The following is a 26,184-nucleotide window of genomic DNA, read 5'->3' as shown; positions in this document are numbered from 1 at the left end:
ATCTTTAACAAAAATAAGAACTTTAGTTAATTATTAGTATTGAAGGCGTCTAAACTTTTACTTTTATTCTATTTATTTTGAAGTGAATTCTTACTTTTATACCACTCCTTTAACGTTATAATTTGGTCAGCACATCATTTAGAGCCTCTTATTGTAATTTTCTTATAAACTTTTGGCTGTTTTTTTAGAAATAATTTAAAATCTCTGTTAAACTCGAAACAGTTTTATAAGCCAATCCATGGGTTTCTTTTTGTGTAACACGCTCATGCTGCCATGTGGTATGAAAAGGAACATGAATTGCTTGCGCTCCAATTTTTACTAACGGTAAAATATCTGATTTTAATGAGTTTCCTACCATTAAAAAGGACTCAGGCTCAATATCTAATCGCTTTAATAACTGTTTATAGTTTTCCTCTTTTTTCTCACTTAAGACTTCAATGTGATGAAAATATTTTAACAAGCCCGATTTTTCTAACTTCCGTTCTTGGTCTAACAAATCGCCTTTAGTCGCCACAATCAATTTATAATCTTTAGAAAGTCCTTTAAGCACCTCTTCTACCCCATCAAGCAACTCAATAGGTTTATTTATCATGGCCTTACCAAGTTCTAAAATCTTTTCAATAATGGTATTAGACACCGTACCATTAGAGAGGTCTAAGGCCAATTCTATCATTGATAGTACAAATCCTTTCACCCCATAACCATAGGTTGGCAAATTTTTAATTTCAATTTTAAACAGTTCTTGATCTATTTTATTTGGTGTTTCAAAATGTGATAATAACAGCCCAACTTCTGCTTCAGCTTCTCTAAAATAGGTTTCATTAACCCATAGCGTATCATCGGCATCAAAACCTATAACTTGTATATTTTTATAATCTACTTCCACAAACGCTTTGCTTTTTCTAAATCTTCAGGCGTATCAATTTCTACACCTTCAATTGAGGTTTCAACCATTTTTATTCGCTTTCCGTATTCTAAGTAGCGTATACATTCAATTTTTTCAGAAGCTTCTAAAAACTTCATCGGTAACACTGTAAAATCTAATAAGGCCTGTTTTCTAAAGGCGTAAATTCCTTTGTGTTTAAAATAACGTACTCCAACCGCTTTATCTCGTGGATAAGGAATAGGGCTGCGTGAAAAATATAAGGCAAAATTTTCTTGATCTACAATAACCTTAACTGCATTAGGATTGCTAATTTCCTCCCAATCCTTAATCTCTACCATAAGAGAAGCTAAATCAATCTCTTTTGCTTTATCATCTTTAAAAACTTCTAAGACTTTTGCCAAGCTTTCACGTTCTGTAAAAGGTTCGTCACCTTGCACATTTACAACGATGTCGCAATCTACATTAGCCACAGCTTCTGCAATTCGATCGCTCCCCGATTCGTGTTCCTTAAGGCTCATAATAGCTTTTCCGCCATGATTTACAATTTCATCATAGATAATCTCGCTATCCGTCACCACATAGACGTCGCTAAACAAATTGGTTGCCACCGTAGCTTCGTACGTTCTTAAAATAACAGATTTTCCGGCTAAATTTTGCATTAATTTACCTGGAAATCGCGAAGCACTGTAGCGTGCGGGAATCATGGATATTATTTTCATTGATGTGATGGGTGTCTTGAAAGTTTTCAACTTCAAAAATAAGATTTAAAGCTGATTTTATTCTATATCTGTCTAACTTTTTGCTGTCTTCAAGATAGCGCTTTGTATTCAAAGTCTATAAAAAACGGGATTTAGATCTATGATATATAGTCAAAATATTGCCTTTAGCGTCTTCTTCCTTCTGAAAAGATAGGTATTCCAATATTCCGCCTTAAAACTAGCCATTCTTTATCGCTAATTAAGTTTGCACGACCTTATGAGGAAAACTCCTGCGCAGCCCTACCAAGGCAAAAGTTCACTTTCCCAATTTATAGGAGTGTTTTCTATTTAGAAGGTTTCGTTATCTACAAACATGTCATCCTTAAACCCTATAAGGTATAACTTGTTCTTTGCTCTTGTAATGGCGGTATATAACCAACGGATATAATCCCTATCCATACCATTAGGCAAATAAGGTTGCTCTACAAAAATCGTATCCCACTGTCCACCTTGAGATTTATGACAGGTTATGGCATAAGAGAATTTCACCTGCAAAGCATTAAAAAACTTGTTGTTCTTTACACCTAAAAACTGTTTGTATTTGGTTTCATCAGCATAATCTTTAGACACTTCTTGATATAAACGGTTTGAGTCTTCATAACTCAGAGAGGCACTTTCTACTTCTATTGTGTCTAGCAACAATACCGTTTCAAAGGGCTTCATTTGAGGATAATCTACCATTCGTACTTTTACTTCTGCAAACCTAAAGCCGTACAGCTCTTTAATACTAAAGATTTCGAGGACTTCAATAATATCACCATTGGCAATAAAGCCCGCTTCTGTGTTGGGTTTAATCCAAAAATAATTATTCTTTACAACCATTAAGTAATCGCCCGAAGACAATTCACTTTCATTAAATAAGATCCGCTGTCGTATTTGTTGGTTATACATATTGGCACGTTTATTACTTCTTACTATAATAGCGGTTTCTTCATAACCATTTTCACTATAAGCATCATTAATGGCATCCATAATTTCATAACCATCTATAAGTCTCACGCTATCCGTAAAACCATTCAAGTTAAATTTAAAGCTTTCATAAATGGTAGAATCTAAAACTGCTCTTAATTCGGTGGCATTACTTAAAATACCCGAATCATATTCTTGTCGCACCACTTCATCTAACTCAATCCCTAAAACATCCTTGACATAAGTTAAGCTGAGATTGTTTTCATCTAAAGCCGGACTTAAATCAGACTTTACCGGTGGTAATTGGGCTTTATCCCCTATTAATAAGAGTTTACAATTCTGACCCGAATACACATAAGAAATCAAATCATCTAATAACGAACTGCTATCAAAGGATTTAGAATCTGGAGGCGTATCTGAAATCATAGAGGCTTCATCAACTATAAATAAGGTGTTTTTATGTTTGTTGGGTTGAATAACAAAATTAACACCCCCGCCTTTCTCTTTTTTAGGAAAGTAAATCTTCTTATGAATGGTAAAGGCTTCTTTCTTTGAATAATTAGAAATCACCTTAGCCGCCCTTCCGGTAGGTGCCAATAATACGGCACTCTTTTTAGCGTGCCATAAATTAGAAACTACAGTACCTATAATACTTGTTTTACCGGTACCGGCATAACCTTTAAGGAGATAGATGGCATTTTTATTCGAATCAAAAATAAATTGAGACAATTGCATTAACACCATATCTTGTTTAGACGTTGGTGTAAAGGGAAATTTAGATTTTAGTAGCGAATAAAATGCGGATGCATTAGAAATCATATAAGAATTTAAATAATAGAGCAAGATAGCATTATTCTCTCTTTTTAGAGCCCATTATACCTGAAGTTAATTATTTTTTTTGATTTTTATTTTAGATAGTTTTTAGCAACAAAAAAAAATTGTAGATTTGCGTTAGACCTAATTAATAAAAACTAATATGAACGTAATTATTGCAATTGTAGTTATTATACTTTTAACCGTAGGAATCGTATGGTTAATTGACAAATTTGTACCAAGAAAAATAAAACCAGTTATTAATATCTTACTTTGGGTCTTAATTATTTTCTTAGGCTATATTACTTATAATTCTGTTTACAAAGAAATAGAATTTAACCAACTTAAAAAGAAACGTTACGCTGTTGTTATTGACCGTCTTATTGACATTAGAGATACACAATTAGCTTATAAAGATGTTAACGGTGCTTACACTGCAAGTTTTGATTCTTTAATTAAATTTGTTGAAACAGGAAAAGTGCCAATTACACAGCGTCGTGATACTTTAGTTTTAGATGAAGAACGTACACGTGCTTTTGGTGGTGTTGAAACCATGAAGACCTTAACACTTATTGATACCTTAAGTTATTACTCAGTTAAAGATTCTGTCTTTAAAGGAAGTGACCGTTACAAAACCATGATGAATGTTGGTGTTGGTAAAGAAGGTGCTAAATTTACGCTTAAAGCTGATAAGTTAGATGAATTTCCAGTTTTTGAAGCAAGTGTAGAGAAAGATGTTATCTTAGCTGACCAAGAAGCTTACTTGGTAGAAAAAGAAAAGCAAGTTGTTTCTGTTGATGGTGTAAATGGACCAACTTTAAAAGTAGGATCTATGGAAGAAGTTTTCACAAAAGGAAACTGGCCAAAAAGCTACACTAATAAAGAATAGTTTGAAAATAAACGATATTAAAGAACTGTCCATTCAAATTAATTTGAATGGGCTTTCTTTTTGTATACTAAACAAAACTCAGAATTCTATTGAGTTTCTTAATACCATTACCTTTGATGTTAAGCAAACTCCAGACGAAGTCCTTCAACTTTTAAAAGAGGAACTCAGTCAACAAACGGTGTTTTCTGAAGATTTTAATGCTGTTAGAGTTATTCACCAAAACGAACTGTCAACCTTAGTTCCAGAAGAACTCTACGATGAGCAATATAAAACCGACTACTTAAAGTTTAATTCTAGAATTTTAAGAAACGATTTTATCACTGAAGATCGCCTCTCTACCAACAACAGTGTTAATGTTTATGTTCCTTATGTCAATATCAACAATTACATTTTTGACACTTTTGGGGCGTTTGAATACAAGCATGCCTCCAGTATTCTTATAGATGCATTATTAAACCTAACTCAAGAGCCCGAGGAAGACCTAACGGCTAAAGCTAAAGTCTATATTCATGTTAATACCGCAAGCATTGAATTGTTAGTAGTTAATGGCACGCAATTAGAACTGTTTAACACGTTTGAATACTACAGTAAGGAAGATTTTCTTTATTATATTTTATTTGTGTTTGAGCAGCTAAAACTCGACCCCGAAACCACTGAAGTAGAACTTGCAGGCCACATCTCTCTTGGCGATGAACTTTATGTTTTACTCTACACTTATATTAGACATCTTAACTTTGTAGATAAAGACTATAATTACGCTATAGATACAGACTTAGATAGACGCTATTTATATCATTATTTTTTAATCTTAAATTCCTTTGAATGCGCATAATTTCAGGATTATTTAAAGGCAGACGTATTACGGCGCCTAAAAAGTTACCCGTAAGACCTACCACTGATATGGCTAAAGAAGCCTTATTTAATATTCTTAATAATCAATATTATTTTGACGATATCTCTGTTTTAGATTTATTCTCGGGCACTGGTAATATTAGTTACGAATTTGGATCGCGAGGCACTACACAAATTACTGCTGTAGACGATCACTATGGTTGTATTAAATTTATAAATGAAACGGCAGATGCTTTTGATTTAACCATCAGCACCATTAAAAGTGATGTTTTTAAATTTTTAGAAAGATCGAAACAAAAGCATACCATCATTTTTGCGGATCCTCCTTACGATTTTGAGGTGGAAGCCTTTTCTAAAATTCCAGAATTGGTCTTTCAGAATGCCTTATTAGAAGATGAAGGCGTTTTAATTGTAGAACACTCTAAGCATACTGACCTAAGTCATTTAGAGCATTACGCCTACTCAAAGAGTTACGGTGGAAATATGTTTAGTTTTTTTGAACCGGACAGCGAATCGTAACACACTTATAAAAAACAAAGCTTCATGAAAATCATGAAGCTTGTTTGTTTAAGCATATCTATAAGCCGAATTCTGTACTCCAAAAAAGGAGCCCTTATCATTTATCTACGTTTACTGTTACCAGCAAACTTTAGCTGCCTACCCTCTAACAATCGCGCGTGTACGCTCAAGCGTTAGTATACATGACATTGCACCTCATAGAGTTTACCTGGTTTCACTACAGCATGACCTGTACATACTTTCTGTTGCACTTTTCCTCACCTTCCGGCGGGTGGCTGTTAACCACTATGATTACACTATGGTGTTCGGACTTTCCTACCCTAAATACATTTAGAATCGATAAGGCGATATACTTGCCGCAAAAGTACATAAATTGTTAATAACTCCTATTAAATTTCAATCCTTATAAAGAGCATTTAAATGGTTATTATTAAATTTGTCATTCAGTAATAAATTTTAAGTCTCACAACACCGAAAGGTATTTAATTAGCACAGTAAACATTGGAACACTTTGTAGTATCGGCTCGAAAATACAGACCACAAACCTTTAAGGATGTTGTAGGTCAGCAAGCTATTACAAACACTTTACTGAATGCTATAGAGAACAATCACTTAGCCCAAGCCCTATTATTTACAGGACCAAGAGGGGTTGGTAAAACTACCTGCGCTCGTATTTTGGCTAAAATGATTAATAGCGACGGACAGACTAGTGAAGACGAAGATTTTGCCTTTAATATATTTGAACTTGATGCCGCGTCTAACAACTCTGTAGATGACATTAGAAATCTAACAGACCAAGTACGTATTCCGCCTCAGGTTGGAAAATACAAGGTGTATATTATTGATGAGGTCCACATGTTGTCTCAGTCGGCCTTTAACGCTTTTCTTAAAACTTTAGAGGAGCCACCAAAGCATTGTATTTTTATACTTGCAACAACTGAGAAACATAAAATTATTCCAACCATATTATCACGTTGTCAAATTTTTGATTTCAAACGTATAACGGTTTCAGATGCCAAAGACTATTTAAAATATATTGCACAAGAGCAAGGTATTGAAGCTGAAGATGATGCTTTACACATTATTGCGCAAAAGGCTGATGGGGCCATGCGAGATGCCTTATCTATATTTGACCGTGTGGTTAGTTTTTCTGGAAAGCACCTTACACGACAAGCGGTTACAGAAAACCTAAACGTATTAGACTACGAAACGTATTTTACCAGTACAGATCTTATATTAGAGAATAAAATTCCGGAGTTATTAGTACAACTCAACAGCATTCTCTCTAAAGGTTTTGATGGCCATCATTACATTTCAGGTTTAGCTTCTCATTTTAGAGATTTAATGGTCTGTAAAAATCCTGCCACCATCCCTTTATTAGAAGTTGGTGAAGATACCAGTCTTAAATACAAAGAACAGTCCCAGAAAACCTCGCATGGGTTTTTAATGCAAGGCATACAGCTCGCTAACGACTGCGACCTCAAATACAAGACCAGTAAAAATCAACGTTTACTCGTTGAACTCACGCTTATGCAACTTGCCTCTATCACTTTTGATGGAGAAAAAAAAAATTCTAAGCACTTCATAATTCCACCGTCTTATTTTAGAGCCAAAGGCATAAACCCTATTGCGGTTACAAAACCTAAGCCAGCGGCCACTAAGACTGCAGCAAATACAAAGGCCTCACAAACCACAGCACAAAGTGCACCGCCTGCTGCCGAAACGCCAAAGCCTAGTATCCCTAAGTTATCCTTAGATCAAGCTAATAAACGCACCTCAGGGCTTTCCTTAAAAAGTATTAGGGAAAAAAAACAACATCAATTACGTCAAATGGACGTGGTTATTGATGAAGACAATCTACCTAAAGAACCTGTTACACAAGAAGCTTTAACGGAAGCTTGGCAAGAGTACACCAACGAAATGGATAAAAAAGGTGAAAAAATTATGGCCTCTATTTTACAAATGGATGCTCCTAAATTAAACGGAACAACCATCCATTTAACTTACTCTAACAGCACCAATAAAATAGAATTACAGCGTGCCGAATCTGCTCTAATGGGCTTTTTAAAGAAAAAGTTATTAAATTACGATTTAGCGCTAGACATTTCAGTGAACGAAGAAATTGCAAAAAAGTTTGCTTATACACCTATTGAAAAGTACGAAAAGCTAAAAGAGAAAAACCCAAACGTTGAGATTTTAAGATTAAAATTTGGACTAGACATTTAATACCATGCGACATACTATAGCTATTTTTATCCTAATTATTTTTGGCACTATTAGCTGTCAAGGACCCAAAAGTAAGCGTCAAGCCTTGTCCGAAAGTATTACCGAATTTAAGAACAACGTCACTTTAGAAAAACAAGTTTTTATCCCTAAGGCGTATATAGAACGTGAGGTAGATACCTTATTACACAACGGGTATCGCGTTAAAATTAAGACCTACGCAGATATGAGTCAAAGCGTGTTAATTTCTAAAATAAAAGATACCGTCAATTACCAAACGCACTACCGTAATTTTAACTTCGATATTCGTGTTGAAAAAGAAGGTCAATTAATTTACGAAGAACATTTTAACAAAGCGAAAGCCAACGCCTTATTAGGGTATCGTGATAATTACGCAGCAGATTCGCCTTTTTATAATTTCCATTCCTTAGGCGTATTACAATCTATTCAGGTTGATGATGAGCCCGCATTAAAAGATGAAGTTCTTATAGATGTGGTTTATAGCATTCCTGAAACGGATCGTTTTGCCCAACACACCTTATTTATTAATGAAGATGGGAACCTACAAATGGTACATGTAACACAAAATTAATTATGCTAGGATTAAAATTACCAACTGACCCAAGATGGGTTAATATCGTTGAAAAAAATATTGAAGATATTTTAACAGACCATGCTTACTGTGAGCAAAAGGCAGCAAGTACGGCTATTTCTCTTATTGTAAGTTTTCCGGAATACACAGAATTAGTAGAGGAAATGATTGCTTTGGTCAATGAAGAAATGAGCCATTTTAAAATGGTGCATGATCTCATCTTAGAACACGGATGGACGTTAGGCAGAGACCGTAAGGACGACTATGTTATTGCGCTTTTAAAATTCTTTCCAAAAGGCGGAAGCAGAACCACACAATTGGTACACAGACTCCTTTATGCGGCTTTAATTGAAGCCCGAAGCTGTGAGCGTTTTAGATTACTTTCAGAAGCTTTAGAAGATCAGAAACTCGCTAAATTTTACCGTAAATTAATGATTAGTGAAGCTAACCATTATACGATGTTTTTAAATTTTGCGAGAACCTATGGCAACCGTATGGAAGTTGATGAAAAATGGGAAGACCTACTTATTTATGAAGCCGAAATTATGAAGGACCTAGGGAATAAAGAAACCATTCATGGTTAAGCTAAAAACCTCTTGAAATCACTCATAAAAAAAACGCCTTAACTAAAGTTAAAGCGTTTTTTTTTATAGGTTAGTAATGTGTTTATAATTTTATTCCTATACCAAATTGTAACACATGATTATTGGCTTCTGTATCTGTAAAATCTTCATCTAAAATATTAGTAATTCCGTAGTAATACCTTGCATCTACAAATAACTCATCGGTAATCATATATTCTAATCCCGCCACACCAGAAAAGGCAAACGTCTCAAAACTGTCTTCGTAAGCCCACGTTTTTAAAGCTATTTGAGGTCCATAACCTAAAGTAAGGTTATCCGCTATATTTACTCTAAAAAGAATAGGTAACTTTATATAATCGGCTCTAAGATTATGTTCTTTTGCGCCTTCCGCAGACCATTGTAATTCTGTAAGTAATGAAACACGGCTAGACAAATTAAACTCTACAAAACCTCCAAATGCAAAACCGTTTCTATGTTGGTTTTCAAAGGTTGCATCGGGTTCAAAATCTAAATTAGACACATTTAATGCGCCTCGAACACCATACAGGATATCTTGTGACATTCCGATAGAAGTAGACGCTACGAACAATAAGGCAACAATGTATTTTTTCATAATTTTCAATTTGAGAATACTAATATATATAAATTCTGAAACGAAGATGAATTAATAGGTCTATATAGAGAAAAATCGGACAAATGGAATATTTAGCACTTATAACTATACAGTTACACTTGAAACGGTCTCAAAATACATGCTTTTTATAATCCCATCAGAGAGTCCAATTTTAGGAACATAAATATCTTTTGCCCCACTCCATTTCATTGCTGAAAGGTAAATTCGGGTTGCAGGAATAATCACATCAGCCCTATCTTGATTAAGGTTGAGTTTGGTAATACGTTCCTCATAAGAATAATTTTGAAGCATCTTATAGTAACTCGTTAAATAGAAATAGGTCAACGGTTTTCCGGCGTCTTTACCCGAGATTTTAAAAATCTTATTGATATTTCCACCAGAACCGATAAGCGCTATTTTTTCGTAAGGACTTGTATGCTCTTTAATCCAACGTTCTAGCTCTATCCAGGTCTCATTCTTTACAATATCATTCAATAACCTTACGGTTCCAATTTTAAAGGAACGCGATACTTTTTTATCGCCATTATGGATCACGGAGAACTCCGTACTTCCTCCACCTACATCTACATACAAATAGGTTTTATTAGGATTTATAAAAGATTGTAGATCTGTGGCTGCGATTATAGCTGCTTCTTCTTCTCCATCAATAACTTCAATATGAATACCACAAGACTCTAAGACTTTTTCTGCTAAAGGCGCACTATTGGCCGCCTCACGCATCGCAGATGTGGCGCAGGCTTTATACCTTACCACACCATGCGACTTTATTAGAAGACTAAAAGCCTTCATGGTGTCTAACATCCGTTCTTGGTTGTATTCTGAAATTTCACCTTTAAGAAACACATCTGCACCTAATCGAATTGGGACTCTAACCAGTGAGTTTTTTTTAAAAACCACCTTGGTGTCATCTTGTTCTATAATGTTTGAAATTAATAATCTTACAGCGTTAGATCCAATATCAATAGCTGCATATTTTTGTATTTTCAGCATGTTCTATCCTTCAAATTTATTTAAATAATACTTGTACGTATCAAATTGTGCTCTCACTTTTGGTTTATTGTTTCTAAGATAAGTATTATTTTGCGTTTCATCAATGATTCTAGCTTTAACATTGTCATTCCAGCAAATCTCATATAAATCTTGAAGCTCCTGTTTAATGTCATCGTCATAGATTGGGCAACTCACCTCTACTCTATGATCTATATTTCTCGTCATCCAATCTGCTGAAGAAATATAAATTTTTGGATCGTTATCATTAGAAAAAATATACAAACGGGTATGCTCTAAAAACTTATCGATAATACTAATTATTTCTATATTTTCACTCATTCCTTTTACACCAGGAACTAAGCAACAGATCCCTCTTACAATCATTTTAATTTTAACACCTGCCCGACTTGCTTCATACAACTTATCAATCATCTTATAACTGCTAATACTATTCATTTTCAGCTTTATATAAGCGGTCTTTCCAGCTTTGGCACTTTCAATTTCCTTATCAATTAAACTAAAGATTTTAGTCTTAGTATAATGTGGAGATGTGATAATATGTTTGTAGCGATTTACCTTATAATTCACCTCAAAAAAGTTAAAGACCTTATTAACATCTTTAAGAATTTTAGCATCCGAAGTCATCAATGTAAAATCTGTATAAATTTTAGCTGTAGACTCATTAAAATTCCCTGTACTTATAAAACCATACCTTACAAGCTTGTCATTCTCTTCGCGCTCAATAACACACATTTTACAATGTACCTTTAAGCCGGTTACACCAAAGAGCATAGTAATGCCTTCGTCTTGCATCTGCTCTGCATAATTAATATTAGCCTCTTCATCAAAACGGGCTCTAAGCTCAATAGATACAGTAACTTTTTTTCCATTTTTTGCGGCATTAATTAAGGAACTGGCCACGTGAGAAATTTGCGCCAATCTGTAGATGGTAATTTTTATAGTTTTTACTTGTGGGTCTAAGGCTGCTTCACGTAAAAACTTAACAATATAAGAGAAGGTATGGTAAGGCGTATACACCATATAATCCTTCTTAGCAATGGTTTTAAAAATACTATCTTCAAAACTAAGCCCTTTTACAGGAAGTGGTTTAATTTTATCATAGAGCAAATCTGTACGACCTAAACTTGGAAAGCTCATATAGTCTCTTCGATTGTGGTAACGCCCTCCTGGAATGATACTTTCTTTTTCATCTATAGCCATCAATTTTAGAAGAAAGGTGAGCGTATCGGGATCAATATTCATATCGTAAACAAAACGCACTGGTGCCCCACTTTGACGATCTTTTACACTTTCAGATAGTTTATCGATAAAACTTTTACTCAAGTCACTGTCAAAATCCAATTCTCCATCGCGAGTAATCTTAATCATATGGGCACTAATCGCGTCGTAAGTAAATATATTAAAGATATCATCGAGGCAATACCTTAAAATATCATCCACCATGATAATATAGCTGATCCCGTCTAAACTTGGTAAGACTACAAAACGATCCATGGTAGAGGAGATCTCTATAAGCGCCACTTGATCTTTACCTTCCTTGGTACTCATTTTTACGGTAAGATAGGCCGATATATCCATAAGTTCGGGTAAGGCCACCTCTTCATTTAACATGATGACCACTAATGCCGGACTCAACTCTTGATAAAAATAATTTTTTATAAAATCGTGATGGCGTTCATCAATTTTAGTCTCATTAATAACATATATATTCTCCTTTTGGAGTTCTAAATCAATTTCCTCTAAAATTTCTAAACTATAACTTTGTTGTGCAATTACAATTTGTGTAATCTCCTCTAAAAGATCACCAGCACGGATACCACCAAGCTCTGATTTCCCACCTTTTCCCGCTTCATAAATACGTTTTACCGTAGCATATCTTACCTTAAAGAATTCATCTAAGTTATTAGAGAAAATTCCAAGGAAACGCAAACGCTCAATAAGCGGTACATCCTTATCGGCCGCCTCTTGAAGTACACGCTCGTTAAATTTTAACCAACTTAATTCTCTATTTATATATATGTTTTTATCTTTTGTCATTATCTTAAATCCTTTGGAATAATAATTAGTTCTGTGGTTCCTTTTTTCAACGCATTCCAATCTTCAATGTCCACGCAAATTTTCACCAAACCACTTGTAGGAAGATTATCTATATATTGATTTCCAAAGATATTAGAAATTGACGTTAAAGCGTGGTTGTGACCAAAAATCATAACCTGAGCAACATCATTTCTTAACCTTTTTATAAAGTCAATGACATTTCTACCGTCAAAATCGTATAGTTCCTCCTCAATTGTAATCTGATCCACTTCCCTATTAAATATCGTAGTGAAAATCTTACAAGTATCGAGCGCTCTTTTCGCTGGACTAGAAAAAACGTTTAACGGTGCGCTATTTTTCTTACAAAACTCTTTAGCTACTAATGCCGCATCTGTGCTACCACGCTGTTTTAAAGGCCTTTCGCGATCTAATACATCATATTCCCATGATGACTTTCCGTGTCTAACAAGTATAATTTCCTTCATTTTTTATCGATAAAATACATTTATTCTCGATAAAGAGTTGCATATGTCCGTTTTGACGAGTATATTGCCTCTTCAACTCAAATATTTGTGTATGCTTTTAGTTATAAGTTATTTTGCTTTGTAAAACTAATGTAAATGACCCCAAATTTAAAACATATTGATAAATCCATTTACTAGTCTTACAAAACAAAATTCCCTCCCTCAAAATATTTAATGATGTTATTAAACAACATATGTTTAATAAAGAATTGATATAATATAAAAATTGAAAATAAAACATCGCAGTGCGACTATAAAAATTTTGTTAATCAATATTAAGTATGAAAACTATGTTAACCAAAATATTAATAGGGACTAAACGCTATAAGTCTGCTTTATTAGACTTAGCGCTATTACTTATAAAACATTATAAACAACATACTGAAGACTTTTACACTGCTATAAAAGTCAACCATGGACTTACGGTTCAATGCCTTTTCTTAAATCACAATTTAAAAACAATATAACGCTACCAATATTTACCTTAATTAAATCACACAATCAAATTTTAAAGCAATCATAGCCTGGTTAACTTAAAAAAGTTTACGATGAAACACTTATACAATCCCAAATCGAAAATACCATTTAGACCTTTGATGACCTTAGCGTTATTCGCCGGTCTAATGATGGTGAGTCTCCAATCTTATGGACAAGGTGTAAAACCTTTGCGTCATAGCGCATCTCAGACTATTAATGTTCCTTCTGAGGACATCAATTTAACGAACGCGCGTTTGAATGCGTATCGCGCTTCAGACTACAATGACTTACAAATTGAAGTCAACGGAAACGCCAATGTAGCCTTTAACTGTGCAGATGGCCTTGGTTATATCTTAACCAACGTGAGCAGTCCTAACGGAAATGTTACGGGTTTATATTCCTTTGACCTCTCTACCAACACACTTTCAGTGATTAAAGATCCTTTAATCGCTACCACAAACACCTCACAGTTTGTTAATGCCATTGGTTACAATGTTGTTGACAATTTTTTGTATGGCTATTTACAAGGAAGTGATAAAGTGGTGAAAATTGACAGTAATGGTGATATAGAGTTATTAGATATTGTTGGTCTTGTTGGCACTAATTATCCTTCAGGAGATGTTGATGAAAATGGAATTCTATATTTATTTGGTCAAGGCCGCTTTGTTTCTATAGATTTAAACGCCACAAGTCCAAACTATTTAGTTGCTAATACCTTATTACAACACTCCGTATCTATAAATGATATGGCGTTTAGTCCTGTAGATAATAACATCTATATGATTACGAGTTCTAGCAGCAGAACATTACTTCGTTTCAATACAACTACCAATACCATGACCACTTTAGGTCAGGTTTCAGGATTAAGTTCGGAAAGCTCTTATTCTTTTGGTACCGCTTATATGGATGCCTTAGGAAATATGTATATTGCGAATAACGCTTCTGGAAACACTTATAAAATTGCGACACCTCATTTAGGAGGCTTAACAGCAACTTTTTACAGCAATTTACCAGGCGTAAGTCCTGGAGATGGAGCGCGTTGTCCGTCTCAACCTACAAAACCAATGGCTATTGCCGATAGCGTTTGTATGACCGCTTCAGAGAGTGAATTGACCTTTAATATCGCCACTAATGACTCTGAAGGAACTTATGCTCTAGATCCTAATTCGGTTCAACTTATAGATCCGGTAACATTACAACCCACAACTACAGTAACTATTGCTGGGCAAGGTACATTTACTTTAGGTGCTAATGCAGAATTAACCTTTGAAGCTTTACCGACTTTTACAGGAGCCTCTTTAAGTTATACTATAAAAGATGTTATTGGTTTTACCTCTATCCCTGCGGTTATTACCATTAATTTAAACGATACAGCAGCACCAACAGGTGAAGCAACACAAGTATTTTGTGAGAGCGAAAGCTTAACGGTTGCCGACCTTCAGGCCAATGGAACAAATATTCAATGGTATACTTCTGCAACAAGTACAACTCCATTAAGTACAACAGAAACTGTTGATGCTGGAGAAACGTACTACGCGTCTCAAACTAGTGCTGAAGGTTGTGAAAGCACAACACGATTTGCGGTTACGGTTGCCTACGCTCCTAAAATCACATTAATAGCTCCTGAAAAAACAGACTGTACAGTCATGAACGGTACGTCTTATACCATTCAAGCCACCTTTACAGGAACAGCACCTTTTACAGCGACCGGAGATGGTCAGTCAGGAACTTTTACAGCTAATAATGATGGTACTACAACTTGGGTTTCAGGTCCTATTGATAGTTCTGTTGAAGTTTATAATGTAACGATTGAAAATGAATGTGAAAGCTTAGTCTTAAGCGGAGACTCTCCTTCTGAATGTTTAAATACACCTTTTGATTGTGAAGACGGATTTGCTTACATCATTATCAACACGGGAACCGGACAGCAAAATTACGTTTCCGGTCTATACACTTATGATTTAAATACAAACAGTCAAAGTCTTATTAAGTATCCATTGATTGAAGATACTTCGGGGTCTCAATTTATTAATGGTATAGGATACAATGTTTTTGATAATAATATTTACGGCTTACAACAAGGAACTCGAAATATCGTAAAAATTGACGCTTCTGGAAATATTGAATTTTTACCAATCGTTGGCGCTTTCGATATTGGAAACTACAGTTCTGGTGATGTTGATGAGAATGGTATCTTATTCTTACATGGTGAAAATAAATTTGTTTCTATAGATTTAAATCCTTCAAGTGCGAACTACTTACAATCTACAACCTTATTAAATTACTCGGTTACTATTAATGACCTTACTTTTAATCCTGTAGATGGTAACCTCTACATGATGACAAGTACACCGGCTAAAAAGTTACTTCGATTTAACACCACAACCAATGTCTTAGAAGATTTAGGTTCGGTAACAGGTTTAAATTCTGAAGCTGATAACTCTTTTGGTACTGCCTTTATGGATGCCTTAGGAAATATGTATGTGGCGAACAACCAATCTGGAAACATCTATAAGATTTCACTTCCACATAACGGTAATTTAGCAGCAACTTATTATAGTAATCTTATCGATGTTCATCCTGGTGATGGCGCACGTTGTCCTGCACAAATTACGATTCCTGTAGCGATTGACGACTATGTATGTCTTACTTCTGAAGAAACTTCAGTAGATATTAATGTCTTAGACAATGATACTTCTGGAACCTATGAGCTTAACCCTAACTCGGTTCAACTTGTAGACCCAGTAACGTCAAACCTTACTAATACTGTAACGATTGCAGGACAAGGTACATTTACTGTAGGAAGCAATGGCGTTGTATTATTTGAAGCCTTACCAACATTTACAGGAACATCTGTAGACTACGTTATGGCAGATATCATTGCAACATCATCTATGCCAGCAACAATTACGGTGAGTGTTAATGAAACTACTGCACCAACAGGAGATGCAAATCAAGATTTCTGTGCATCTAGCGATCCAACTGTTGCGGATTTAATGGCAACAGGAGAAAATATCCAATGGTATGCAACTTCAGACAGCACTACAGCACTTGAGGCTACTGAGGCTCTAGTAGATGGTAACACTTACTACGCCACACAAACAACAAGTTTAGGTTGTGTTAGCTTAGAGCGTTTTGCGGTTACAGTAAACTTTACAGCCGATATTACATTAGTAGCTGAAGAAGAAATTACTTGTTCTGATGATGGAACAACCTACACGGTTAGCGCTACTTTTACAGGAGAAATGCCATTTACAATAAATGGAATGGCTCCAACAGGAACTTGGATTGAAAATGATAACGATACCTTTACATGGACGTCTGAAGCTTTACCAAGTGATCAAGATTACAACTTCGAAATTCAAGATGTAAATACTTGTAACCTTATCACCTTAGCAGGTGTTGCACCAAACTGTTGTGAGTTTGAAGTGACATGTCCTACGTTTGAACCAACAACTGTAGCATGTTATAGCGATTTACCAACGGAAACAGCGTATACAATCGATGCTTTTGAAGCGCTAGGAAACGCTGATGGAATGGTTGGAGATAATGCTTGTGGTATTATTGTAATTACAGCAACGAACAGCGAAGATCAAGGTTTATGTGAGCAAACAATAACGCGTACCTACAGTATTATATCTTATGAAGATACCAATGGAAATGGCGTTCATGATACGGATGAAACTAACGTTATAAATAGTACAGAATGTACGCAAACTATAACTGTTGCTGATACTGAGGCACCAAGCTTTACAGTCCCAGCGGATCTTACAGTAGAGTGCGATGTAGACGTTACTGATTTAACTATCACAGGAGATGTTACAGATGAAGCTGATAATTGTGCTACTGCACTTGAGGCAACGTACACAGATACTGTAGAAGCAGGAACATGCCCAACCGTATCTTTAATCTCTAGAGCATGGTCATTAACGGATGCATGTGATAATACAACAACTTATACGCAAGTCATTACGGTACAAGATACAACGGCTCCAACATTTACAGCGCCAGCAGATATCACTATTGAGTGTGATGTTGATGCGACTGATTTAAATCTTACAGGAGAAGTTACTGATATAGTCGATAATTGTGCGACAAACCTTGAAGCGACTTACACGGATACAGTTGAAGATGGTACTTGCCCTAGCCTTTCAGTAATATCTAGAGTTTGGTCTGTAACCGATACTTGCGATAACACAGCGACTTACACACAGATTATTACAGTTCAAGATACAACAGCCCCAACCTTTACAGTACCTGCTGATGTGACTTTAGAATGTGGTGTTGATGTTTTAGATTTATCAATTACAGGAGATGTAACGGATGAAACGGATAACTGTGCTACTGGATTAGAAGCTAGCTTTACAGATACAGTAGAAGACGGAACTTGTCCTAGCCTGTCTATTATTTCTAGAGAATGGTCATTAATGGATGCTTGTGGAAACACGACCTCTTTAACACAAATCATTACGATTGAAGATACTACGGCGCCTACCTTTACAGTTCCTGCAGATATCACTGTAGAATGTGATGTGGATGTTACCGATCTATCAATTACAGGAGACGTAACGGATGAAGCGGATAACTGTGTTACTGCACTTGAAGCAACCTATACAGATACGGTTATAGACGGTTCTTGTCCTATGGTATCAGAAATTTCAAGAGTATGGACATTGACTGATGCTTGTGATCATACAACAAGCTACACACAGACCATTACGGTTCAAGATACTACTGCTCCTTCATTTAATGAAACCTTACCTGCAGACTTAGCCGTAGAGTGTAATGCAGTACCAACGGCAGAGACCTTAACAGCTTCAGATAACTGTGGTACAGCAGAGGTAAGCTATGAGGAAGTTATTACAAATGGAGCTTGTGTAGGAGACTACATTATAGAACGTACTTGGACAGCGACTGATGCTTGTGGAAACGATGCTGTACATACACAGATCATCACCGTTCAAGATAATACACCACCAACGGTATTAACCGATTTTGAAGCGAATGTGAGTGTAACTTGCGATAATATTCCTGAGGTGCCTAGTTTAGTGTTTGAAGATTCTTGTTCAAGTAATATTGACGTTTCTTTTACTGAGGAGTCTACACAAACAAGTACTTCTGAAGATTACATTATCACAAGAACGTGGTCTGTTATTGACGACTGTGGAAATGAAGCCTTATTCACACAAGAAATTTCTGTAGAATTGACAAGTACAGTAGTAGGAACAGATGCTAATCTATGTATCTTAGATAGTGAAATTGATTTATTTGACTTACTAATTGGTGATTTTGAAACTAACGGTTCTTGGACTGTTGTTTCTGGAGAGGCGACTTTAGATGGAAGTATCTTTGATCCTTCTTCGGCACAGGTTGGAGAATATACCTTTAGTTATGACGCAAGCAGCCAAGCTTGTCCTATAACTGCAGAAGTGACAATTACTTTAGATGACGATTGTGTAGTATTAGCTTGTGGAGAAGATGATGTTGTAATTTCTAAAACGGTGACCTCTAACGGAGACAATATTAACGAGTTCTTTACTGTAACTGGTGTTGAAGATTGTGGATTTGTAATTGAATTACAAATATTCAACCGTTGGGGAGCTGAGATTTACAAGTCTAACAATTACGGAAATGACTGGGCTGGTGAAGCTCATGGGTCATCAATTGGAAGTTCAGGGAAAGTCCCAACTGGTACATATTATTACATTATTAACTTAAAAAATAGTGGATTAGAACCAATAGCAGGTCCTATCTACGTAGCTACAAATTAATAAAAACTTAACCGATGAAGTTATCAAAAATTCTAAGTATTGCGGTACTATTCTTGAGTGTATCTTCTGCATTTGCCCAGCAGTTACCTCAGTTCACCCAATACATGTTTAACACGATTTCGATTAATCCTGCCTATGCAGGAAGTAGAGAAACACTAAGTGTTGTAGGTTTACATAGAAGTCAATGGGTAGGTTTAGATGGAGGACCAGAGACGCAAACCCTGTCTATACATACGCCATTACGTAATGAAAATATGGGTTTAGGCCTTTCATTTATCAACGATAAATTGGGTTATGAGAACTTCTCATACCTCTATGCCGATTATTCTTATACCATTCAGGCGACTGAAACTGTTAAATTAGCCTTTGGTATTAAAGGAGGTTTAACACATTACAGTTTAGATGAAGAACTTTTAACAGATCCCTCTGTTGTAAGTGATCAATTCTTTAACGATGTCTCTAACCGATGGAGTCCTAATATTGGCGCTGGTTTGTATTTACACTCTTCACGTTGGTACCTCGGGTTATCAACACCAAGAATTCTAAACACTGATTATAATAATGGTCGTAACGGTTCTGTAGACTATGTAGCTTTAGAACGTATCAGTTATTATTTCACCGGTGGATATGTATTCGATTTAAGTGAGAGCGTAAAACTTAAGCCTTCTGCCCTATTGAAAGCTACGAATGGTGCACCATTATCATTTGATCTTTCGGCCAACTTCTTATTCAATGAAAAGTTATGGTTAGGAGGTGCCTATAGAGTTAATCAATATGCCGCAGCTATTGGAGGAATTGCAGATTTCCAAATCTCTAAGCAACTCCGCATTGGTTATGCCTATGAATACCCAGTTTCAGATCTTAAACCTTACACTAGTGGTACCCATGAAGTATTATTAATGTTTGAAGTATTTAAAAGTAAACGTATAAAATCGCCTAGATATTTCTAAAAAGACCCCAATTATGAAGATTAAAATATTAGCGCTCGTAATAATTTTAAGCAGTTCTTTGTCTTTTGCACAAACGAAACTAGCCGATAAATTCTTTGAAAATTATGGTTATGTAAAAGCCATTGAATTGTATGAAAAAGCCTATGAAAAGGGAGATGAAAGTGCTCACGTTCTAACACGTTTAGGAGATGCGTACTATAACAACTCTAATTCTGAGAAGGCTGTATACTGGTATGAAAAAGCTTTGAACCAATACAACGATATTGAAGCAGAGTTTGTCTATAAGTATATTCAATCTTTACGAAGTATTGGTAACTATGAAGAAGCCGATGTTTGGTTTAAGAAATTAAGTGATGCTCAACAAGGTGATAGCAGACTTAAAGGGTACAACCCTGATGAAGTTGACATTTTCGATAAATTAACGTCGAAGAATGATGAGCTTATTGTAACCATTGAAAATTTAGATTTCAATACTGAAAACTCAGATTTTGGTCCATATATGTTTGGTAACACACTTTACTATGCCTCTGCCAACAATGATGATAAAAAAGTGTACAACTGGAATAAAGAACCTTTTTTAGATCTTTTTGAAATTGAAGTCACTGATGAAGACGATGGGTCACAATCTTATGGTTCTGCAACCTCACTTAATGCTATGGATATTAATACCGATTATCATGAAGCTTCTATAGCAATTACTAATGATGGGCAGACCATGTATTTTACACGAGACAATACTAATAAACGTAACCGTTTAGAATACGATAAAGAAGGAACCACTCACCTTCAAATCTATAAAGCCACATTAGTAGACGGTGCTTGGGATGATGTAGAGGAATTACCTTTTAATGATGATGTCTTTTCAACAGGTCACCCTGCTTTAAGTCCGGATAATAAAACCTTATACTTTGTATCGGATCGTGAAGGTGGTTTTGGACAAACCGATATCTATGCGGTAGAAATCAACGATGATAACACTTATGGATCTCCAGTAAACTTAGGTGAAGGAATCAATACAGAAGGACGTGAGATGTTTCCATTCGTGGCCGCTGATAACACCTTATACTTTTCTTCAGACGGACATTTAAATCTTGGTTTATTAGATATTTTTAAATCTGATGTTTTACAAGTAGAGATTGCTTCAGATCCTGTGAATTTAGGAGCTCCTTTCAATAGTGGTTATGATGATTTTGCATATTTTATTAATAACGACAACCAAAAAGGATATTTCTCATCGAATCGTCCTGGTGGAAAAGGTAGTGATGATATTTATAGTTACACCGTAACAGAATGTAAACAACAAATTACAGGTACTGCTAGAGAGGCGAGAACCGATATTATTCTTGCTGATGTAAAAGTTCAACTCATTGATGCAACAGGTAAAATTATTGAAGAGGTTACAACGACGGCTGACGGTACTTATAGCTTTGATGTAGACTGTAATCAGACTTATACCGTATTAGGTAGTAAGGCCGATTATAAAGATGATAAGGCGACGTTAACAACGACGAATACCAATGAAGAAGTTCATACTGCAGACTTAACCTTAAGTCCATTAATTTCTGAAGATCAAATTGTCATTAACCCAATATTCTTCGACTTTGACAAATGGAACATTAGAACGGATGCCGAATATGAATTAGAAAACATTGTAGATGTGATGCGTAAGCACCCTGATATGGTCATTAAAATTGAATCGCATACCGATAGTAGAGGTCGTGATAAGTACAACTTAAAATTATCTGACCGTCGTGCTAAATCGACTAAAGACTATCTTTTATCTAGAGATATAAGTCCAGACAGAATTGAAAGTGCCATTGGTTATGGTGAAACACAGTTATTAAACGATTGTGGTAATGGTGTAAAATGTACAGAAGAGGAACACCAATTAAACAGACGTTCTTACTTCTACATTATCGATAGTAATAAAGATAAAGAAGAATAAGTCTCCTAACTATAAGGCTTATACTAAGAGAAAAAGCAAACTCAAAAATGAGTTTGCTTTTTTGTTTTTATAAGAGATAGTTATAAACGAATCTTAAAGGCCCATTAGCGTCAAAATTCTACGACCTAGCCCAATCGATCTCCCCCCCTTATTCTCGTCAGCTTAAAAACCATCATAGCCATATAACCCTATTTAACTTAAAATCTATAAGACGATAGTTCATGATTCGTTCTATGGTTACGTATCTAACTTAAGAAATAAAACAGAGTAAGCATATTCCGCAGGAATGGCCGTCCGTTAGTAGTGATATAATAACTCCTTACAAAAAGTGTTCGTCTATGTTTTTTTTCATGCTATGGAATTTTTAGACTTTTTTTTTATAGTCGTGACTTCATATTTAATGGTATCCATTTCTCAATTAAACCTTCAATTATTCTCGGGTTTAAATTCCTTATGCGCCTTATAAACTAATCAATCATTTCAGGTAAGACCATTGTAAATCCAGTCCTGTATTTTAATTCCCTAAAGAAATTCAAGATTTACATGGGGTAGGCTATAAAATCCGGAATGAGAGGAGTGATGACGGTATATTCAAAATCCCGTTACAGAACTATGACATATAGAAAAACACCTATGAGCACCCCCTACTCTAACGGCATAAGACTTTTAAATAGGCTTATAAGATTAGTTAAACTTAAAAAGAATACTAATATCACCTCTAAAAGAAAAGCCTCTTAGACGGCTTTTATCCTTCACTACTAAAAGGAAACACATTAACGCTCGCTCTACGTTAAATGATATGCTTATACCAAAGCTATTAAACAAAAAAAAGTATAGAATATTAAATTCTATACTTTCTAAATAGAGTCTAAGACCCATTATTATATCTAAAAAAATTGACGCTTTAAGACTTTAGAGTTTCAACGCATCACTTAACGGATACTCCTGGAGTCTATAATTCAAAACGATTTATTACAATCTCTTCGTTTACTACAACCTAAAGGGAAATGCTTATCGTTTAATAAACATATTGGTAAAATACCATTTTCCGTTACTATTCTGTTCTGCAGACACATCAAAATCCGTGTAATCTCCGACAATATTATCTCTATGTCCAGGGCTTGCAATCCAAGCGTTAACTACAGATTCTGCAGAGCTAAAACCATAGGCTACATTTTCTGAAACCACATCTGCATCGGCATTTGCTTGTAAACTTTGTTTTCTTAAAAAGAAGTTATCGTGAGAAACGTTATTTACTTCAATCATATACTCCGTATGTGTAGAAGCAACCGCTTTTACCGTTGTATTATTTGTTAACGTATTTAAACCTTCATTAATCCTATACGCATTAATAAGCTCCATGATTTCAATTTCAATCTCTTTGGCATCAGGAGCAACAGGAACTTCAATAGCGTTTAAAGAAGCGTCATCTGCAGCATCAGTTGCACAAGAAGTAATACTAAGTAGGGCGAAAACAGCCACGAAAGGCAGTAGTTTAGTAATTTTCATAATGTAGGTTAATTAGGTTTGGGACTGCTAAATTAACCTCACATCTGAGCTAAACTGTTAATAAAATGTTAAAATCGATAAACAACGTGCATTTTATCGTCTTTTCATGCAAATAATCGATGAAATACACTTTCTCTGTCAAAAAAAATGAATTACAGCGTCAAAATCATGCATTTCATCGGAAATATATAAAAACTGACGCTGCTCATTTTTAACTTCTAATTTAAGGGGCTAATCGGTCTATTTTCCAATTGTAATCTTCTTGCAATTGAAAGCGAATTCTATCGTGCAAACGATTAGGACGTCCTTGCCAAAATTCCATTTCTACAGGTTTTACTATAAATCCACCCCAATGTTTAGGACGTTCTATGGTTTTGCCTTCATAGGCTTTCTCTAAGGCCTTTAGTTGGTTCTCTAACTCAGAGCGGTCTTTTACCACTTCACTCTGATGGGAGACTAAGGCGCCTAATTGGCTGCCACGCGGACGGGATTCAAAATAGCCATCACTTAAGTTTTCTGAAATCTTTTCAGCTTTCCCTTTAATAATAATTTGCCGTTCGGCTGAAGGCCAGAAAAAAGAAATACAAACATTCGGATTTGCTACAATCGCTTTTCCTTTTTCACTGTTATAATTGGTATAGAAAATAAACCCCTCATAAGTATATTTTTTAAGCAGCACTACTCTACTTTTTGGAAAGCCATCTAGACCTATTGTAGACACCGTCATCGCATTGGCTTCTTCCACATCAAAATTCTGATCGACCTCATAAAACCATTTCTGAAATAATTCCATAGGATTATCTCCAATGAAGGCTTCTAAAAGTTCTTGTTTCTCGTAAGATTTTCTATAATTACCTAGGTCTGTATTCATTACAATTAAATTTATATTTTTCTTAAAAAAATATTTCTACAATTAATATTTTACCCATAAATTTAAGCATTAATCCCTATAAATGAAGTTTGAAGACAGTAAATATTCCGACCTTTTGGAATATAAAAAAGTGTGTTTCTCATTCGGAACGGTTTACCTCACGGAACGGTTCTTATTATCAGAATTTAATGAAGGTGTTCATGTTAATTATGAGATCGCCGGAGAATTAGTCACCAAATTTAGTGCACTCATAGACAAAAAAATACAGGTTGGATATATTGCCAATCGTTACAATTCTTATTCTTTTGATCCGCAATTGTGGGTGGACTTTAATAATGAGTATGATACCTTTCTCGCCTCGGCAATTGTCACCTATTCCGATTTCAGTTATCTGAATGCTTCTTTAGAAAAACAATTTTTCAGTAAAAGTTTAAAGCGATGTCGTAGCTTGGAAGAAGCTATTGATTGGATGTTGCAATTACGAGAATTTAATCAAAGTTAAAGACCTTTCCGTCTTTTGCCAGAACAACATTTTCAAAAACCGTTTGCGCCTCCGTTTTAAAATCCTCATAACCATTATAACGGGTTGAATAATGCCCTAGGATTAAAGTCTCTACTTCGGCTTTTTTAGCGATTGTAGCCGCTTGTTTTGCCGTACTATGGCGTGTAGGCAGACATAGTTTTTCGTTTTTCTCTAAGAATGTCGATTCATGATACAAAACCGTACTTTTTTTAATCAGCGGCACGATGGCCTCATGGTAAGCCGTATCACTACAATAAGCGTAACTCTTAGGTGGCACCGCATCTTTGGTTACTTTAGCATTACTTATTAAAACACCATCTTCGTTAACCACATCAAAACCTTGTTTTAACTTTCGGTAGTAGGCGACATCAATATTGGCTTCTCTGACCAAATTAATATCTAGTTTTCGCTCATTTTCCTTTTCATTAAATAGAAAACCATTGGTATAAATACGATGCTTTAAAGGAATGGTATACACCTCTACTTTATCATCTTCGTAGATTAACTCAGACGCTTTAGAACTTAATTCATGAAATATTAACGGATAATTGGTCCAACTCCCAGACAATTTCATCTGTAAGGTTATCACCTCTTTTAAACCTTTGGGCGCATAGATGTGCAATTCAGTTTCACGATTTAGCAAACTAAAGGTATTCACTAAACCAATTAAACCAAAGTAATGATCGCCATGCAAATGAGAAATAAATATATGCTTAACCCGTGAAAATTTTACCTTATTCCTCCTTAATTCTACTTGAGTACCTTCGCCACAATCAATAAGAAACATATGGTTTTTTATTTCAAGAATCTGAGCTGTGGGATTGGTATTGGTCCGTGGTGTTGCGCTATGGCAACCTAGAATTGTTAGTTTCATTGATACAGGTAAAGGATTATAGGGAACAAACTT

General features: G+C 35.3%; 21 protein-coding genes and 1 other RNA gene. 11 read left to right on the top strand and 11 right to left on the bottom strand.

Translation table 11 applies throughout. The annotated features are described in order from the left end of the window. Window positions 1-184: 184 nt before the first annotated feature. The 3 genes from DFQ08_RS07775 to DFQ08_RS07765 form a co-directional block, all read right to left on the bottom strand. Window positions 185-886, bottom strand: coding sequence for an HAD family hydrolase (locus DFQ08_RS07775; protein ID WP_114309431.1), 702 nt, complete (start codon window positions 884-886; stop codon window positions 185-187). After that, a complete protein-coding gene (kdsB, locus tag DFQ08_RS07770; RefSeq protein ID WP_114309430.1) occupies window positions 877-1,605 on the bottom strand; it encodes a 3-deoxy-manno-octulosonate cytidylyltransferase in 729 nt (242 codons plus the stop codon). Before kdsB ends, DFQ08_RS07775 begins: the two co-directional genes overlap by 10 nt. A 327-nt stretch (window positions 1,606-1,932) precedes the next feature. Then, window positions 1,933-3,372: an ATP-dependent DNA helicase gene (locus DFQ08_RS07765; protein WP_114309429.1), complete on the bottom strand. Its 1,440-nt coding sequence runs from the start codon at window positions 3,370-3,372 to the stop codon at window positions 1,933-1,935. 157 nt (window positions 3,373-3,529) lie between these two features. Between DFQ08_RS07765 and DFQ08_RS07760 the strand changes: the two genes are divergently transcribed. Genes DFQ08_RS07760 through DFQ08_RS07750 form a run of 3 tightly spaced genes read left to right on the top strand, consistent with a single transcriptional unit; the run spans window position 3,530 to window position 5,626 of the window. Beyond that, a complete protein-coding gene (locus DFQ08_RS07760; RefSeq protein ID WP_114309428.1) occupies window positions 3,530-4,255 on the top strand; it encodes a hypothetical protein in 726 nt (241 codons plus the stop codon). Between the two features lies 1 nt (window position 4,256). After that, window positions 4,257-5,087, top strand: a complete 831-nt coding sequence (locus DFQ08_RS07755; RefSeq protein ID WP_114309427.1) for a DUF3822 family protein — start codon at window positions 4,257-4,259, stop codon at window positions 5,085-5,087. Beyond that, a complete protein-coding gene (locus DFQ08_RS07750) occupies window positions 5,078-5,626 on the top strand; it encodes an RsmD family RNA methyltransferase (protein ID WP_114309426.1) in 549 nt (182 codons plus the stop codon). The genes DFQ08_RS07755 and DFQ08_RS07750 overlap by 10 nt, the downstream gene beginning before the upstream one ends. 45 nt (window positions 5,627-5,671) lie before the next feature. Here the strand turns inward: DFQ08_RS07750 and rnpB are convergent. Next, window positions 5,672-5,982, bottom strand: an RNA gene (gene rnpB / locus DFQ08_RS07745) — RNase P RNA component class A. Window positions 5,983-6,127: 145 nt separating this feature from the next. Here rnpB and dnaX point away from each other — a divergent pair. Genes dnaX through miaE form a run of 3 tightly spaced genes read left to right on the top strand, consistent with a single transcriptional unit; the run spans window position 6,128 to window position 9,025 of the window. Beyond that, window positions 6,128-7,852, top strand: coding sequence for a DNA polymerase III subunit gamma/tau (gene dnaX / locus DFQ08_RS07740; RefSeq protein WP_114309425.1), 1,725 nt, complete (start codon window positions 6,128-6,130; stop codon window positions 7,850-7,852). Between the two features lie 4 nt (window positions 7,853-7,856). Continuing rightward, on the top strand, window positions 7,857-8,441 hold the full coding sequence (locus tag DFQ08_RS07735) for a hypothetical protein (protein WP_114309424.1): 585 nt from the start codon (window positions 7,857-7,859) through the stop codon (window positions 8,439-8,441). Window positions 8,442-8,443: 2 nt separating this feature from the next. Next, the gene (miaE, locus tag DFQ08_RS07730; protein WP_114309423.1) at window positions 8,444-9,025 is read left to right on the top strand and encodes a tRNA-(ms[2]io[6]A)-hydroxylase; all 582 of its coding nucleotides are present in this window, start codon (window positions 8,444-8,446) and stop codon (window positions 9,023-9,025) included. Between the two features lie 82 nt (window positions 9,026-9,107). Here miaE and DFQ08_RS07725 read toward each other — a convergent pair whose 3' ends face one another. The 4 genes from DFQ08_RS07725 to DFQ08_RS07710 form a co-directional block, all read right to left on the bottom strand. Next, entirely contained in the window at window positions 9,108-9,638 is a 531-nt protein-coding gene (locus tag DFQ08_RS07725; RefSeq protein WP_114309422.1) for a porin family protein, read from the bottom strand. A gap of 105 nt (window positions 9,639-9,743) precedes the next feature. Then, window positions 9,744-10,649, bottom strand: a complete 906-nt coding sequence (locus DFQ08_RS07720) for a Ppx/GppA phosphatase family protein (protein WP_114309421.1) — start codon at window positions 10,647-10,649, stop codon at window positions 9,744-9,746. Between the two features lie 3 nt (window positions 10,650-10,652). Beyond that, window positions 10,653-12,707, bottom strand: a complete 2,055-nt coding sequence (gene ppk1, locus DFQ08_RS07715; RefSeq protein WP_114309420.1) for a polyphosphate kinase 1 — start codon at window positions 12,705-12,707, stop codon at window positions 10,653-10,655. Further along, window positions 12,707-13,192 (bottom strand): SixA phosphatase family protein, encoded by a 486-nt coding sequence (locus DFQ08_RS07710; RefSeq protein WP_114309419.1) that lies wholly within the window; start codon window positions 13,190-13,192, stop codon window positions 12,707-12,709. Before DFQ08_RS07710 ends, ppk1 begins: the two co-directional genes overlap by 1 nt. Window positions 13,193-13,512: 320 nt before the next feature. Between DFQ08_RS07710 and DFQ08_RS07705 the strand changes: the two genes are divergently transcribed. The 4 genes from DFQ08_RS07705 to DFQ08_RS07690 all read left to right on the top strand — a co-directional run bounded on the left by DFQ08_RS07705 (window position 13,513) and on the right by DFQ08_RS07690 (window position 22,374). Further along, entirely contained in the window at window positions 13,513-13,698 is a 186-nt protein-coding gene (locus DFQ08_RS07705; RefSeq protein ID WP_114309418.1) for a hypothetical protein, read from the top strand. Window positions 13,699-13,779: 81 nt separating this feature from the next. After that, window positions 13,780-19,479 (top strand): DUF6923 family protein, encoded by a 5,700-nt coding sequence (locus DFQ08_RS07700; protein ID WP_114309417.1) that lies wholly within the window; start codon window positions 13,780-13,782, stop codon window positions 19,477-19,479. Window positions 19,480-19,493: 14 nt separating this feature from the next. Further along, window positions 19,494-20,429, top strand: a complete 936-nt coding sequence (locus DFQ08_RS07695) for a PorP/SprF family type IX secretion system membrane protein (RefSeq protein ID WP_114309416.1) — start codon at window positions 19,494-19,496, stop codon at window positions 20,427-20,429. A 13-nt stretch (window positions 20,430-20,442) separates the two neighbouring features. Beyond that, a complete protein-coding gene (locus tag DFQ08_RS07690) occupies window positions 20,443-22,374 on the top strand; it encodes an OmpA family protein (protein WP_114309415.1) in 1,932 nt (643 codons plus the stop codon). 1,011 nt (window positions 22,375-23,385) lie between these two features. On the opposite strand, the gene DFQ08_RS07685 is transcribed toward DFQ08_RS07690, so the two are convergent. Further along, a complete protein-coding gene (locus DFQ08_RS07685; RefSeq protein WP_114309413.1) occupies window positions 23,386-23,883 on the bottom strand; it encodes a CAP domain-containing protein in 498 nt (165 codons plus the stop codon). 223 nt (window positions 23,884-24,106) lie between these two features. Then, window positions 24,107-24,754 (bottom strand): pyridoxamine 5'-phosphate oxidase, encoded by a 648-nt coding sequence (gene pdxH / locus DFQ08_RS07680; protein WP_114309411.1) that lies wholly within the window; start codon window positions 24,752-24,754, stop codon window positions 24,107-24,109. 82 nt (window positions 24,755-24,836) lie between these two features. Here pdxH and DFQ08_RS07675 point away from each other — a divergent pair, with 82 nt between their 5' ends. After that, entirely contained in the window at window positions 24,837-25,256 is a 420-nt protein-coding gene (locus DFQ08_RS07675) for a hypothetical protein (RefSeq protein ID WP_114309409.1), read from the top strand. On the opposite strand, the gene DFQ08_RS07670 is transcribed toward DFQ08_RS07675, so the two are convergent. Beyond that, the gene (locus DFQ08_RS07670; RefSeq protein ID WP_114309407.1) at window positions 25,243-26,151 is read right to left on the bottom strand and encodes a ribonuclease Z; all 909 of its coding nucleotides are present in this window, start codon (window positions 26,149-26,151) and stop codon (window positions 25,243-25,245) included. The two genes, DFQ08_RS07675 and DFQ08_RS07670, sit on opposite strands and share 14 nt — an antisense overlap. Window positions 26,152-26,184 lie beyond the last annotated feature (33 nt).

It is taken from the genome of Winogradskyella arenosi (assembly GCF_003337305.1).
GTDB classification, from domain to species: Bacteria; Bacteroidota; Bacteroidia; order Flavobacteriales; family Flavobacteriaceae; genus Winogradskyella; species Winogradskyella arenosi.
The sequence above is the reverse complement of the archived record's forward strand: the minus strand, read 5'-3'. Positions and strand labels throughout refer to the sequence as shown.

Coding starts and splice junctions, on each gene's coding strand:
- kdsB (WP_114309430.1), bottom strand. CDS start 1,605: ATGAAAATAATATCCATGATTCCCGCACGCTACAGTGCTTCGCGATTT.
- DFQ08_RS07765 (WP_114309429.1), bottom strand. CDS start 3,372: ATGATTTCTAATGCATCCGCATTTTATTCGCTACTAAAATCTAAATTT.
- DFQ08_RS07760 (WP_114309428.1), top strand. CDS start 3,530: ATGAACGTAATTATTGCAATTGTAGTTATTATACTTTTAACCGTAGGA.
- DFQ08_RS07750 (WP_114309426.1), top strand. CDS start 5,078: ATGCGCATAATTTCAGGATTATTTAAAGGCAGACGTATTACGGCGCCT.
- DFQ08_RS07735 (WP_114309424.1), top strand. CDS start 7,857: ATGCGACATACTATAGCTATTTTTATCCTAATTATTTTTGGCACTATT.
- miaE (WP_114309423.1), top strand. CDS start 8,444: ATGCTAGGATTAAAATTACCAACTGACCCAAGATGGGTTAATATCGTT.
- DFQ08_RS07725 (WP_114309422.1), bottom strand. CDS start 9,638: ATGAAAAAATACATTGTTGCCTTATTGTTCGTAGCGTCTACTTCTATC.
- DFQ08_RS07720 (WP_114309421.1), bottom strand. CDS start 10,649: ATGCTGAAAATACAAAAATATGCAGCTATTGATATTGGATCTAACGCT.
- ppk1 (WP_114309420.1), bottom strand. CDS start 12,707: ATGACAAAAGATAAAAACATATATATAAATAGAGAATTAAGTTGGTTA.
- DFQ08_RS07710 (WP_114309419.1), bottom strand. CDS start 13,192: ATGAAGGAAATTATACTTGTTAGACACGGAAAGTCATCATGGGAATAT.
- DFQ08_RS07705 (WP_114309418.1), top strand. CDS start 13,513: ATGAAAACTATGTTAACCAAAATATTAATAGGGACTAAACGCTATAAG.
- DFQ08_RS07700 (WP_114309417.1), top strand. CDS start 13,780: ATGAAACACTTATACAATCCCAAATCGAAAATACCATTTAGACCTTTG.
- DFQ08_RS07695 (WP_114309416.1), top strand. CDS start 19,494: ATGAAGTTATCAAAAATTCTAAGTATTGCGGTACTATTCTTGAGTGTA.
- DFQ08_RS07690 (WP_114309415.1), top strand. CDS start 20,443: ATGAAGATTAAAATATTAGCGCTCGTAATAATTTTAAGCAGTTCTTTG.
- DFQ08_RS07685 (WP_114309413.1), bottom strand. CDS start 23,883: ATGAAAATTACTAAACTACTGCCTTTCGTGGCTGTTTTCGCCCTACTT.
- pdxH (WP_114309411.1), bottom strand. CDS start 24,754: ATGAATACAGACCTAGGTAATTATAGAAAATCTTACGAGAAACAAGAA.
- DFQ08_RS07675 (WP_114309409.1), top strand. CDS start 24,837: ATGAAGTTTGAAGACAGTAAATATTCCGACCTTTTGGAATATAAAAAA.
- DFQ08_RS07670 (WP_114309407.1), bottom strand. CDS start 26,151: ATGAAACTAACAATTCTAGGTTGCCATAGCGCAACACCACGGACCAAT.